Source organism: Malikia spinosa (genome assembly GCF_002980625.1).
GTDB classification, from domain to species: domain Bacteria; phylum Pseudomonadota; class Gammaproteobacteria; order Burkholderiales; family Burkholderiaceae_C; genus Malikia; species Malikia spinosa.
The window spans coordinates 20,702-31,728 of the sequence record NZ_PVLR01000002.1 but is presented as its reverse complement, the minus strand read 5'-3'; the positions used below and the strand labels follow the sequence as shown (position 1 = coordinate 31,728).

11 protein-coding genes and 1 pseudogene are annotated in these 11,027 nt (G+C 66.7%); 1 reads left to right on the top strand and 11 read right to left on the bottom strand.

Annotated features, from left to right (window positions below; translation table 11 throughout):
- Positions 1-211 precede the first annotated feature (211 nt).
- Positions 212-343: pseudogene (locus C6P61_RS18100) on the bottom strand (IS5/IS1182 family transposase); the annotation flags it as partial.
- Between the two features lie 11 nt (positions 344-354).
- Here C6P61_RS18100 and C6P61_RS00645 point away from each other — a divergent pair.
- The gene (locus C6P61_RS00645; protein WP_170067300.1) at positions 355-804 is read left to right on the top strand and encodes a Cif family virulence factor; all 450 of its coding nucleotides are present in this window, start codon (positions 355-357) and stop codon (positions 802-804) included.
- Here the strand turns inward: C6P61_RS00645 and C6P61_RS18330 are convergent.
- Genes C6P61_RS18330 through C6P61_RS00600 form a run of 10 tightly spaced genes read right to left on the bottom strand, consistent with a single transcriptional unit; the run spans position 766 to position 10,859 of the window.
- Positions 766-969, bottom strand: a complete 204-nt coding sequence (locus C6P61_RS18330; protein ID WP_425319726.1) for a hypothetical protein — start codon at positions 967-969, stop codon at positions 766-768. The two genes, C6P61_RS00645 and C6P61_RS18330, sit on opposite strands and share 39 nt — an antisense overlap.
- Positions 966-1,697: a fatty acid desaturase gene (locus tag C6P61_RS00640; RefSeq protein WP_211296899.1), complete on the bottom strand. Its 732-nt coding sequence runs from the start codon at positions 1,695-1,697 to the stop codon at positions 966-968. Before C6P61_RS00640 ends, C6P61_RS18330 begins: the two co-directional genes overlap by 4 nt.
- On the bottom strand, positions 1,694-2,365 hold the full coding sequence (locus tag C6P61_RS00635) for a hypothetical protein (RefSeq protein WP_105727992.1): 672 nt from the start codon (positions 2,363-2,365) through the stop codon (positions 1,694-1,696). Before C6P61_RS00635 ends, C6P61_RS00640 begins: the two co-directional genes overlap by 4 nt.
- Entirely contained in the window at positions 2,362-3,693 is a 1,332-nt protein-coding gene (locus tag C6P61_RS00630; protein ID WP_105727991.1) for a B12-binding domain-containing radical SAM protein, read from the bottom strand. The genes C6P61_RS00635 and C6P61_RS00630 overlap by 4 nt, the downstream gene beginning before the upstream one ends.
- 10 nt (positions 3,694-3,703) lie before the next feature.
- The gene (locus tag C6P61_RS00625) at positions 3,704-5,005 is read right to left on the bottom strand and encodes a B12-binding domain-containing radical SAM protein (protein WP_105727990.1); all 1,302 of its coding nucleotides are present in this window, start codon (positions 5,003-5,005) and stop codon (positions 3,704-3,706) included.
- Entirely contained in the window at positions 5,002-6,042 is a 1,041-nt protein-coding gene (locus C6P61_RS00620) for a GNAT family protein (RefSeq protein WP_105727989.1), read from the bottom strand. Before C6P61_RS00620 ends, C6P61_RS00625 begins: the two co-directional genes overlap by 4 nt.
- Positions 6,039-7,385: a B12-binding domain-containing radical SAM protein gene (locus C6P61_RS00615; protein WP_105727988.1), complete on the bottom strand. Its 1,347-nt coding sequence runs from the start codon at positions 7,383-7,385 to the stop codon at positions 6,039-6,041. The genes C6P61_RS00620 and C6P61_RS00615 overlap by 4 nt, the downstream gene beginning before the upstream one ends.
- On the bottom strand, positions 7,376-8,758 hold the full coding sequence (locus C6P61_RS00610; protein WP_105727987.1) for a B12-binding domain-containing radical SAM protein: 1,383 nt from the start codon (positions 8,756-8,758) through the stop codon (positions 7,376-7,378). Before C6P61_RS00610 ends, C6P61_RS00615 begins: the two co-directional genes overlap by 10 nt.
- The gene (locus C6P61_RS00605; RefSeq protein ID WP_105727986.1) at positions 8,755-10,131 is read right to left on the bottom strand and encodes a GH3 family acyl-acid amido synthetase; all 1,377 of its coding nucleotides are present in this window, start codon (positions 10,129-10,131) and stop codon (positions 8,755-8,757) included. The genes C6P61_RS00610 and C6P61_RS00605 overlap by 4 nt, the downstream gene beginning before the upstream one ends.
- Positions 10,128-10,859: a hypothetical protein gene (locus C6P61_RS00600; RefSeq protein WP_105727985.1), complete on the bottom strand. Its 732-nt coding sequence runs from the start codon at positions 10,857-10,859 to the stop codon at positions 10,128-10,130. Before C6P61_RS00600 ends, C6P61_RS00605 begins: the two co-directional genes overlap by 4 nt.
- Positions 10,860-11,027: the final 168 nt, after the last annotated feature.

The window sequence follows — 11,027 nt, the reverse complement described above, 5'->3', positions numbered from 1 at the left end:
GCCCAAGGCCGTAGTGCTCCTGGGCGCCGGACAAAGTTCATAACACGCTCTAGCTCCCGGTATTGGGCGTGGCTGCCAGCGCCTGAGTCCATTTTTCATGATCGGAAAATATTCACCTTGACCTGAGCCCGTGGCGGGGTAAGAGCCGGGAGGAGGTAAGGGTGACTGCCGGCTGACTGACTGCGCGTCTGGCCACCGTCTTTAACAGCCGCTAACACAAGTTTTCGACGAAGCGCGAGCAGATGATGGCGGCAGCCAAGGTCAGCAGCGCCAGGTGTGTCTCCAGGCTGCGCTCGAAGCGGATGCGCAGCTTGCCGAACCCGGCAAACCAGGCATGCGTGCGACTATGACGCGATGCTGCCGGTGCTGAGCGAACAGATCCGCGCCACGCCGGTCAATCAGGAGTTCCTGTCGGGCCGGGCCGCGGTCTCTGCCTACTTCAAGAAATGGTTCGGTGCTGGTGGCTACCTTAAGAAGCTGGACATGAAGCTGACGCCCGATGCGCTGACAGAGTTGTCGGCGGACAAGAACTGGGGCGTGGTCTACGGCAACGGCGTCGAGAACTACGCCTTGCGCGATGGCAGGCCCTATGAGATCCGGACCCGCTGGACCGCGGTCATGGCCAAGGAGGCCGATGGCCGCTGGCGCGTGAGGGCGCTGCACATCGGGACGAACTTCCTCGACAACCCGATTCTGACGGATGCCGAGCATTCAGTCGTCAAGGCCGCCTCGGCGGGGCTGGTCGGCGGATTGGTGGTGGGCGGCCTACTGCTGTGGTGGGTCCGCCGGAAAAAGAAAGTCTAAGTCGGCTGGCGCGCCCATTGGCGGCGCGGGGCGCACGCCCCGCCAGAGGCTGAAGTAGACGCGCCAGAACGAGGGCTGGCGCTGCGCGGGATCTATCCACCGCGGCAGCTCGTACCACGGTACCTTCGGATGCGCATGGTGTGCCAGGTGGTAGTGGTAGTTCAGCGCCAGCCAGCGTGAGACCGGCAGGACACGCAGATTCCAGGCGGCCCGTCAGCGGGTCGCGTGCGCTCCAGGCATGATCGGCGTACTGCAGGATCGACCAGTGCAGGGCAAATGCCCAGTAGCACAGGGCGGTGTCCCACAGGTTCAGGTCCAGCCAGTGAAACAGCAGGGCCTGGTAGCCGAAGGCCAGCGCAATCTCCAGCCAAGACGGTTGCCGCGGGTAGCTTCACCAGATTCGCCACATAGGGCCCAAAACCCAGCGCCGGCGCCGGCCGCTGCGCGAAGAAGCGGGACCGGTAGGCCCACGGCGCTACCAGGTAGACCAGGTTGCCGGCCACGACGGACACCCAGTAGAGACCGAACAGATTGCCCGCGTAGAGCCAGAGGTTACGGACCCGCCGGGACTGGTGCGGCAGGTAGTAGTCGTACAGCTCTTCGTCGGTGCGGTTGCGCTGGTGGTGGTCGATGTGGGCCGTGCGCTGCATCAGAAAGGAGGTCGGGAAGGCCCAGCCGGCCACCACCCCCAGCAGGCGGTTGAGCCGGGGGGAACGCGAGGCGACGCCATGGACGGCTTCGTGCATCAGCGCAAACGGCGTGTTGTTGACCAGGCTGAACAGCCAGGCGGCCAGCAGCGCATAGCCGAGGCTCAGATGGCTCGCGCTCCACAGCAGCAGCCAGGTCGCGCTGAGTGAGAGGAGCAGGATCGCGGTGTTGAGCAAGGTCGTCATGGGGCAGGCTTTCTAGCGACGGGACGTGTTCCCGCGTGGCCATGGGTGCAGACCGATCGGCGCATGAAGCCGAGCACCGGGACGGCCACGCACAGCAGGAACGACGCGGCGAGGTAGCCGGCGCTGGCCGCCAGGCCCGGCGGCCCGTTGCGGTGGACGATCAGTTCCAGGCCGGCGATCGCCAGCCCGTGGGCGAAGCCGAAGCCGCCGAAGAACCAAGGCGAATAGTCCAGCGCGATGGCGGCCGAGCCTTCGCCGTCGGCCCAGGGCTGGTTGTAGACCTTCAGCAGGCCGATCTGGAGGGCCTTGATCTCGTACAGCAGGTTCCAGAATCCCAGCACCGAGCAGAGGACCAGGGCGAAGCGCAGGACCCCCGCGAGATCCTGCGCGGGTTGGCCATGCACGAGCCAGGCGAGGGTGGCCGTGGCACTGCCGAAGACGAAGCCGTGGTGCGGGCGGAAGCGCCCGAGCTTCCACCGCACGTCAAACTCCCAGACCTTGAGCACGTTGGTGCCGACCGCAGGCACGAGGTAGGCCCAGAGGATCGGGAGGCCCCAGGCGACGAGAACCTGCGGCAGCTTGCCGTACTCGCCCCACCAGAGGGCGAAGGACAGCGGCGTCAGCACGGCGGGCGCCAGGTACTGGTAGATCCGCAGCAGCCGGTTCATCGCAGGCCGAACCTCATGCCATGCTTCTTGTAGACCTCCTTGCGAAACAGCAGCGTGTAACGCCAGAAGGACAGGGCACGCGAGGCCGAGCGCAGGTTGGTCTTCAAATCGGAGAAACGCGTAATCAGCGAGGAGAGGCTGTTGTAGCGGGTGCGCGCGTCATGGCAGGCGGCTGTTAGCGCATCGGGCGACATCAGCGCCGGCACATAGGCCGCCTGGTTGAAACGGTACTCGGGGTGCAGCCACCATTGCCCGTCGTACAGCAGCCGATTTTCCTCGGCTAGCTTGCGGTACAGGGGCGTGCCGGGGTAGGGCATCAGGATGTTGTAGGCCGAGAAGGTGAACCTGCTCTTCAGCGCAAAGTCGACCGTGGCCTCGATGCTGGCGACCGTGTCATGGTCGTAGCCCAGCGTGAACGCCGCCCAGGTCTGCATGCCATGGTCGCGCAGCACCTTGACCTCGTGGGCGTAGTCGGAGAAGCCGGGGATGTTCGGGGACTTCTTGGCGTCGCGCAGGCTGGCGGGCGTGATGGTCTCGAAGCCCATAACGTTACCCCAGCAGCCGCTGCGCTCCATCAGTTTCATGAGTTCCGGGTTGCGCGTGACATCGAGGCTGGCCTGGCTGATCCAGTGGACCTTGAGCGGAATCAGCGCGTGGCACAGCTCCTTGAGCGCGGCCTGGTTGGAGGCGATGTTGTCGTCCACAAAGAACAGGAACTTGCGGTCCTGGCTCACGATCTCCGCGACCACCTCGTCGATGCACCGCAGGTAGTGCTTCTTGTCGAAGTACTGGCTGACTGCGCAGAAGTTGCAGGCGAAGCGGCAGCCGCGCGAGAACTGCATCAGCGCCATCGGCAGGTAGCCCTTGCCGCTATAAAGGTCCCTGCGCGGCATCACGCCGCCGATCTGGGCCGGGCCGGGCGGCCCCCAGTATTTGGGCTGTAGCTTGCCGCTCCGCGCATCCTCGATGACCTGGGCCCAGGCGGTTTCCGCGTCGCCGATGAAGAGGCTGTCCGCATGGCGCTGTGCCTCCTCGGGCAGCAGCGCCACGTGCATGCCGCCGAGGATGACGGGCACGCCGCGCTGGCGGAAGTCGTCGGCGATCTCATAGGCCCGGCGCGCCGTGTAGGTCTCGACCGTGATGGCGACCAGGTCGGTCGGCTCGTCGTAGGGGATGGCCTCCATGCGGTCGTCGTAGAGCACCACTTCCACGTCTGGCGGCGTCAGGCCGGCGAGCACGCCCAGCATCAGCGGTTCCATGCGCCCCTCGTCCACGTACAGGCTGTGCTCGCGTCGACCGATGGTCGGCTTGATCAGGGTGAGTTTCACTGCAGGGCTTTCAGGTTCCGAGGGCGCGCCCCTGTTTGCGATAGACCTCGCGGCGCGAGATCAGGTTGGCCACGGTGCTCATCGCTCGGCCAAACAGGGAGAAGCGCGTGTCGCTGGCCAGCACGCGCCGGGCGATGGACGACCAGGCGTAGAAGCGCTGCTTGGCCTCGAAGCAGCCCTGGGCGAGCTGCTGGGGTGTCATCCGGCGCGGCACGAAGATAGGGTCGCCATAGCGGTAGGCCGGGTCGAGCCACCATTGCGGCGAGATCAGGCGGTCCTCGGCGAGCAGCCGTTCATAGAGCGGTGAGCCGGGCGTGGGCGTGAGCGGGTTGAAGTTGGCGATTTCGAGACGCGATTCCAGCGCGAACTCGACGCTGCGCGCGAGGGTGTCCGGCGTGTCGTGGTCATAGCCGAAGACGAAAGTGCCGTAGACGCCGATGCCGCGCTGATGCAGCTCCCGCACTACCTGCGCATAGCTGCCCGCGACGCCGTTCCAGCGCTTGCCCATCTGCAGCAGGTTTTCCCGCTCCAGGCTCTCGAAACCGATCAACACGTAGGTGCAGCCTGCCTCGGCCAGGCGGTCGAGCAGCGAGAGGTCGCGCGCCACGTCGATGCTGATCTGGCAGGACCAGCGCAGTCCAAGCGGTCGGATGGCGGTCAGCAGCGCGTCCAGGTTGACCGGCGTGCTAAACAGGTTGTCATCGACGAAGAACAGCAGACGCTTGCGATTGAGCTGTGCCAGCTCCCCGATCAGACACTCGGTGCTGCGAACGCGCACGCCAGGTCCGTAGAAGCTGTGGATCGAGCAGAAGTCGCAGGCGAAGCGGCAGCCGCGGCCGTACTGGATCAGCTCCACCGGGGCATAGGGCTTGCCGGCGAAGATGGCGCGGTCGATCCGGTAGTCCGACAGCGGCGCCCGGTTGTCGCCAGCATAGACGCGCTGCAGGTGTCCGCTCGACGCGTCCGACAGCAACTGCTCCCAGGCGCCCTCGGCATCGCCCGTCACCAGGGCATCCGTGTGCAACAGCGCCTCCTCGGGCCGGAACGTGGGGTGGTAGCCGCCCATCACCACCCGGTGCCCGTCACGGCGGAAGCGGTCGGCCAGCGCATAGGCGCGGTGTGCGGTGAAGGTCTCGACACTGAGCGCGACCAGATCGGCGTCCAGGCGCTCGGGGATGGTCTCCACCTTGTCGTCGTAGAAGGCCACCTCGTGGTCGCCAGCACGCGCGGCCAGGATGCCCATGGCCAGCGGCGGCATGGCATCGGTGGAGCGGTAGTCGCCCATGTTGGGGCGGATCAGCGCGATCTTCATAGGACGGCCACTTCGGGTTGTGCCGGGCGGCCGTCCAGTACGACGGCGCCGTCGAAGCTCACGGCGTAGAGGCGCGTGCGGTAGGTCAGCGGGCGGAAGGTTCGCATCAGGGCGGGCAGCCACGGATGGGTGGCATGCAGCCCCAGCGTCAATGCGTCGCTGGGGCACAGCGCTAACGCATCTTCGAGCAGTTCGGTCGATGCCGAGGCCCACTCCGGTGCGACCGCCAGGAAGGCCAGGTAGGTCTGATCCAGTGCTTGGCCGATCGCGGGCAGCGGCACGCGGCGTCCCAGGCGCGCCCACAGGTTGTAGGCCGGCAGCAGCGCCGCTAGCGGGCGGCGATAGGCCTGGGCCACGACCTGCTTGTAGGGCTGATGCCAAAGCGCCATGCAGGCGGCCAAGGCACCGTCGCGCTCCAGCATGTAGAACGATGCGCCGGTCCTATTGGCTACTGCAGGACTCAGGGCTGGCGAGAACTGGTGCTGGCGCGCGTGCTGGTTGTAGAAGTCGCACAGGTGGGCCATGTCATACGACTGTGCAGCGCGCCAGAGATTGCGGCGCCGTCCGCGCGAGCGGGGCAGCGCGGACGTCACCAACTCATTGGTGAACTGGTAGTGCGGCATGCCGGGCAGGTTGGCCTCCAGCATCCGGCGCGCCGGCAGGTTGTCGGTCGCGATCGCCGTGTACCAGAGGGGCTGGTCGCGCAGGTGACTGAAGCGAGGAATCGACGCGAAACCCTGGCGAAGAATCCTGGGCCGATTCCTGAATTGAGGGCTCACGCGCAGCGCGCCGAGATAGCCCACTTCGGTGGGCCGGCCGTTCAGGTGCAGCGGCTGCTCGGCGCAGGCATACATGCCGACCGGGGTGTCGCCTTCCCTGGCGATGACGGCCCAGTCGCGGCCGAAATGGTCGCAGCCATCGAAATAGCAGGGCTCGCGCTGCAGGGTCATGGTCACCCACGCGGGCATGGCGTTGTCCCGCAGCAGGGCGCGCAACACGGCGTCGTCGGCGGGGGTCGCCAGCGCGTAGGTCGTCATGCCACCTCCAGCAGCGGCCCCGACCAGGCCTCGTCGCCCAGCGGGTAGCCGTTGCGCCGGGAGATGTCGCCCCGATGCAGCGCGTTGATGGGCAGGTAGTTGCGCAGCATGAAGAAGTCGCTGCAGTTGCGCAGGCTGCGCTTGAGGATGCTGGGCCAGTTGTAGAAGCGCTGGCGCGCAGCCACGCAGCCATCCGTGATCTCCTGCGGGCTCAGCGGCCCGGGCGTGAACGGCACCTCGTTGTAGCGGTAGCGCGGATCTCGCCACCAGGCGTCGTAGCGCAGGCGACCTTCCTGTTGCAGCCGTGCATAAAGTGGCGTACCGGGGAAGGGCGTGAGGTGGTTGAAGGCGGCGATGTACATGTCCTGCGCCATGGCGAAGTCGACGGCCTCGTCGAAGGAATCGCGGTTGTCATGCTCGTAGCCGAAGACGAAGGTGCCGTAGACCGCGATGCCGTGCCGGCGCAGGTTGGCCAGGGCACCGGCATAGCCGGTCTTCATGGTGTTGAAGCGCTTGTTCATCCGGCGCAGGTTGTCCGGATTCAGCGACTCGAAGCCGATCAGCACGCCGCGGCAGCCGCTGCGGGCCAAGCGGCGCACGAAGTCCTCGTCGTGCGCCGCGTTGATGCTCATCTGCGTGATCCAGCGCAGCTTCAGCGGCTCCAGCGCGGGCAGCAGTTCCTTGCCGGCCTGGATGTCGCCGGCGAAGTTGTCGTCCACGAAGAAGAACAGCTTCTTCTGGCCCTGGAGGGATTCAAGCTCCTTCACCACCGCACCGATGTCGCGCCGGCGGTAGCTGCGCTCGAAGAACGACTGGATGGCGCAGAACTCGCAGGGAAAGCGGCAGCCCCGCCCGGTTTCCACCAGGCCGATGGGCAGGTAGCGCTTGCCCTGGAACAGGCTGCGGTCCACCACGACCCGTGACAGGTCGGTGCGCTTCCCGCGGTAGATGCGCTTGAGCGTGCCATGCCGCAGGTCGTCGATGACCTCGGCCCAGACGCCCTCGGCCTCGCCCAGCACCATCGCCTCGCAGTAGCGCGACACCTCGTCGGGCACCAGCGTCGGGTGAAAGCCGCCCATGATCACCGGCACGTCGCGGCGCCGGTACTCGGAGGCGATCTGGTAGGCGCGCGCCGCCGTGTACGTCTCCACCGGAATCGCCACGGCATCGGTCGGCTCGTCGTACGGAATCCGCTCCATGCGGTCGTCGTAGAAGCGCAGCGACACGTCGGCGGGCGTGAGCCCGGCCAGGGTGGCGATGGGGAGAGGTTCCATCTGCCAGGAGCGGATGTACGACTCACCCAGGCGATGGCCGATGGCCGGGTGGACGAGCGTCAGCCGCATACGACCTTCTGCGGCGAGGCTGAGACATGGCCGGGCGTGCGGGGCGGCATGGCCTGGATCGGCCAGTCGCAGGTGTAGAAGCGATGTAGGTTGTGTGCGTAGAAGCGGTAGCCCAGATTGGCCGTCAGCGCCAGTGGCTTGAAGTTGCGTGCGGTCCACAGGCGCCGGCCGATGGCCGACCAGCGGTAGACGTTCTTCCAAGCGCGTTCGTGGCCGATGGCGAGCTCCTGCACCGACATGCCCTGCGGCTGGAAGACCACATGCTGGCCGTCGTAGAGCGACCAGTCCCGCGTCAGGATGCGCCCCTGCGCCGCCAGCCGATGGTGCAGTGGCGTGCCAGGGAAGGGTGTCAGTACCGCGAAGCGCGGCAGGTCGATGCCCGCATCCAGCGCGAACTCCACCGTGGTGTCGAACACGTCGGGCGTGTCGTGGTCCAGCCCGAAGACGAAGCAGCCCTGCACCGAGATGCCCAGGTGGTGCAGGTCGGCGGCGACCTGCTTGAAGTCGACGGAGTCGTTGAACTTCTTGCGCGCATCCTGCAGGCTGCCCGGTGTCACGGTCTCCAGGCCAAGCAGCAGGCCCTTGCAGCCGCTGCGCGCGACCAGCTCCATCAGCTCACGGTCATGGGCGAGCAGCACGGTGGACAGGCCGAACCACTGCACGTTCAGCGGGATCAGCCGAGTGAACAGCTCCCGCGCGTACTGCCGGTCTGAGATCAGGTTCAGGTCGACGAAGATCAGCTGCTTCTGGCCGAACTGGCGGATGTCGTTGATGACCCAGTCGACCGGCTTCTGGTACTGCTTGCGGCCCCAGGCCGCCGGTGCCACGCAGAACTCGCAGTCGTGCGCGCAGGAGCGGGTTGCCTCGAAGACGGCCTGGGTCAGGAAGCTGCCGCGGTCGAACAGGTCGCGCCGCGCAAACGGCATGTCCGAGCGGTCCAGCGAGAAGTCTGGCTGCTGGTAGTAGGTGGGCTTGAGCGCGCCGCGTGCATGGTCGCGCAGCAGCTCGGGCCAGCTGTCCTCCGCATAGCCGACGCAGATGGCATCGGCATGGCCAGTTGCCTCCTCGGGCATCAGCGTGACATGCGGACCGCCAAGCACCACGGTCTTGCCCTGGGCCCGGAAGTGCGCGGCCAGCTCGTAGGCGCGCGGCGCCGTGCCGGTGATGACCGTCAGGCCGACGATGTCGGCATCGAGCGTGTCAGGGATCGGCGCAATGCCTTCGTCATACAGGCTAACCTGGGCCTCCAGCTCCGGCGGGATCAGTGCCGCCAGGGTGGTCAGCGTGAGCGGTTGGTAGCGCAGCGACTTCTTGAAGATGCCGCCGCGGGCCCGGTACAGCGGTCCCTTGGGGGAGATGAGTGCGATTTTCATGGCGGGGACTCCTCGAACAGCGGCAGCCAGAAGGGCTCGGTGCGCAGCGACACGGGCTTCAGGTCGCCTAGGCGGGTTCCGCGGGCGAGCAGGGCCCGCTCGTGCACCTCGGCGGCGTGGGGGCGCCTGAGCACCCGCAGCGGGGCGAGCTGGCCGAGCGCACGGGCATAGGCGTATTGCGGGTTGGCGACCAAGCGCTCCTCGACCAGCCGCAGCTGGGCATCGCTCGGTGCCTGGTCGCAGACCAGCACATAGCCGCTGTGCTGATGGTCCGGCAGCAGCAGGGCAAAGCCGGGCAGGACCTCCAAGCTGTGCTGCACCAGCGGCTCGTTGAGCTTCTCGCCGACCAGGTCGCTGGTCAGGCCGTCGCGCCCCACGAAAGCCAGGACTGGCCGGCCCTGGGCATTGTGGCCCTCACAGCGCACCTGGTCGCCGGTGCGGTAGCGGTACAGGCCGCTTGCCGTGGTAAGTATCAGCTCGTAGCTGGCGCCGGGGAACAGTTCGTCCGCCAGGAACAGCGCCTCGCCCTGTGCGAACTCGTAGAAGCCGTGCGGCACCAGCGCAGGCCGGTCGGTTTTATCCGGTGCGGTGACGCAGCCTTCCGTCGACAGCAGCCCCTTGGGTTGCAGCTGCGCCTGCGGGAACAGGCGCCGGATCTCCTCGGCGTAGCGCCTTGACGGTCCGTCGGCCCAGCAGCTGATGAGCTTCAGCCGCGGCCAGCGCGCGGGCGCGTCCGGGATGCGCTCCAGCAGGCGCAGCAGGAAGGTGGGGCTCCAGACCGAGATCAGCTCCAAGTCGTGCGCGGCGCCCAGATGCTGCGTGGTGAACCTCAGCCAGGCCTCGACATCGGTGATGGTGCCGGCGGCCAGCGGCACCGCGCTGCACTGGGCCAGCACGCGGCCCGCGGCTTCGCCCAGGTAGGCGCCGTCCGGCAGGCCCACCGGGATGTCGCCGATGCATTCAGGCGCGCGCGTGGCGGGGCTGATGGAGAAATAGGCCTGCCCGGTGATCTGGTGCCGGGCCACCGTGCTGGCCAGCCAGGGCAGGATATTGCGCTGGAAGTCGAGCAGTCCCTCGTGGGTGTAGGGAATCAGTTTGGGCCCGCGGCTGCTGCCACCGGTGCGCTCGAAGGCCACGGGCCGGCCGATAAACAGCACATCCTCCTCGTGGGCCAGCCGATGGATCTCGGGCTCGATGTCCTCGTAGCGGCACAGCGGAACCTGGCTTCGGAAGGCTGCCAGCGTGCGCGGGCTGCCATGGCGGCACAGATAGGCGCAGTTCGCGTTGCGGGCGAGGGTCTTGGTCAGCCAGGCGCCGTTGGCCGGGGGCGTGACCGCCGGGGCTTTCAGCAGTGTCCAGGGGTTTTGTCTCATGTGCCGACCGGGTCTGCCAGAGCGTGCCCGAAGATGCGCGCGGTCAGCGGCATCATGTTTGACAGATCCAGCTCGCACAGGCACACCAGCTCATGGCCGCGCCGGTAGCCCGGGTTGCGTGCCAGGAAGAAGCGGGTCGCCGGCTTGCCCAGTTCTTCGGCGCTGGCCTGGGCGAGTGCATCGCAGAGGTGGCCGCGCGACTGCGGGAACTCGACTATCCCAGTGCCAGCGTTGTAGAGGGCGCCGAATTTCTCCCGGGCCAGCTGCTCAGCCAATGGCTGAAGGTCGCTGCGGTCCTGCGCCCAGTGCGGGAAGAACGACTTGCCAAAGACCGTCAGGTACTTGAACGTCCGGTGGCCCTTGACCAGCAGGAACCAGTACAGTGGTAGGTGGGGGGCTTGGCGCTTGATCCGGCCGATCTGCGCAATCCAGGCGAAGGCGAGTTTCTGCTGTCCCCAGTGCGCCGGGCTGACAATGGTGTCGCCCGAATAGACGATGCGGATCGGGCCTTGCTGCCAGGCATGCTGAAAGACTTTCAGCGTGGTGAAGCCGACCAGCTGTTGCGCGGAGTACAGCAGGATGGCCTGGTCTTTCTCGGCGAGGTCCTGCCGAAAGAGGGCATCGGAGCTGCCGTCGTAATGCTGCAGGTACAGGTCCGCCATGCTGCGGACCGTGTCGTCCGTCAGCTCATCGACGCAGGCAATGACCGTCTCATACGGGGATGCCACCCAAGTCCTCCTGATGTCATTGTTGTCGCATGGGTTTGCGCGGGCGCATCGTCAAGGACGGCCTGTGTGGGATCGTATCAGAAGGTCACAATCACAGGACCAGAGCGGATGTGACCCAACGCATCCTCTCACAGCTTAGGGTCATCGAGTCGGAACAGGCGTCAGTTG